Here is a 1,132-nt window from a genome sequence, read left to right on the forward strand (position 1 = left end):
GCGAGGTCGTGGCTGACCGGGACGGTCTCCAGGTGTTCCAGGACGGTCGGGCCGCCGTACCAGTCCATGACCGCGGAGGGTTCCACCACGTTGTCGCCGGCGAGCGCGGAGATCGGGATCGCGGTGACCTCCGGGACGCCCAGCTCGGTCGCGTAGGCGGTGAACTCCTCGGCGATGGCGGCGAACACGGGCTCCTGGTAGTCGGCCAGGTCCATCTTGTTGACGGCGAGGACGACGTGCGGGACGCGCAGCAGGGCGGCGATCGCGGCGTGCCGGCGGGTCTGCTCGACGACGCCGTTGCGGGCGTCGACGAGGATCACGGTGAGCTCGGCGGTGGAGGCGCCGGTGACCATGTTCCGGGTGTACTGCACGTGGCCGGGGGTGTCGGCGAGGATGAACCGGCGGCGGGGGGTGGCGAAGTAGCGGTAGGCCACGTCGATGGTGATGCCCTGCTCGCGTTCGGCCCGCAGGCCGTCGGTGAGCAGTGCGAGGTCGGGGGTGTCCTGGCCGCGGCCGGCGGAGGCGCGTTCGACGGCTTCGAGCTGGTCGGTGAGGATCGACTTGGAGTCGTGCAGGAGGCGGCCGACCAGGGTGGACTTGCCGTCGTCGACGGATCCGGCGGTGGCGAACCGCAGCAGGGTGGTCTCCGCGAGCTGCCAGGCCGCCGTGGGTTCGGTGGGTTCGGTGGTGCTGGTCATGGCTAGAAGTACCCCTCGCGCTTGCGGTCTTCCATCGCGGCCTCGGACATCTTGTCGTCGGCCCGGGTCGCGCCGCGTTCGGTGAGCCGGGAGACGGCGATCTCGGCGATCACCTTCTCGATGGTGTCGGCGTCGGAGTCGACGGCTCCGGTGCAGGACATGTCGCCGACGGTGCGGTAGCGGACCCGCCGCTTGACCACCGTCTCTTCGTCCTTCGGGCCGCCCCACTCGCCGGCGGTCAGCCACATGCCGGCGCGGGCGAAGACCTCGCGTTCGTGGGCGTAGTAGATCGCCGGCAGTTCGATGCCCTCGCGGGCGATGTACTGCCACACGTCCAGCTCGGTCCAGTTGGAGAGCGGGAAGACGCGGACGTGCTCGCCGGGGGCGTGCCGGCCGTTGTAGAGGTTCCACAGCTCGGGGCGCTGGCGGCGCGG

The 1,132-nt window shown here is 70.9% G+C and carries 2 protein-coding genes; both read right to left on the reverse strand.

What is annotated here, in order from left to right; genetic code table 11:
* A partial coding sequence (locus tag ACZ4V1_RS35890) for a GTP-binding protein (protein WP_468345371.1) occupies positions 1 to 698 on the reverse strand: 698 nt, incomplete at its 3' end.
* Positions 699 to 700: 2 nt separating this feature from the next.
* A partial coding sequence (gene cysD, locus ACZ4V1_RS35895) for a sulfate adenylyltransferase subunit CysD (RefSeq protein WP_468345374.1) occupies positions 701 to 1,132 on the reverse strand: 432 nt, incomplete at its 5' end.

The sequence above is a fragment of the Streptomyces sp. NPDC028991 genome, from assembly GCF_055564775.1.